Genomic DNA, 298 nt, shown 5'->3' on the forward strand with positions numbered 1-298 from the left:
TGTTAATCCGCGGGATTATCACAGAGCGCATCACCATTACGATGATGAAACGCCAGGGGATTTCCGTAACGGACTAACACCGACAGGGGGAACAGAAAATGTCTGAACAGGCAGTAATGACAAGATACAAAGCAGTGAAAATTAACAAAGGCAGCAATGGCTGGGGCGGGCCGCTTGTCATCCAGCCCGATGAGCAGAAAAAATATGTTGTATCCGTGACGGGCGGCGGCATCCACCCGGTTGCCCAGCGTATTGCCGAATTAACCGGTGCGGAAGCCGTTGACGGCTTTAAAACATC

General features: G+C 51.3%; 1 pseudogene. It reads left to right on the plus strand.

Annotation, left to right across the window (positions count from 1 at the left end):
* Window positions 1–116 precede the first annotated feature (116 nt).
* Window positions 117–298, plus strand: a pseudogene (locus L2D08_RS23710) (PTS glucitol/sorbitol transporter subunit IIB); the annotation flags it as partial.

It is taken from the genome of Domibacillus sp. PGB-M46, from assembly GCF_022668875.1.
Classification (GTDB): domain Bacteria; phylum Bacillota; class Bacilli; order Bacillales; family Domibacillaceae; genus Domibacillus.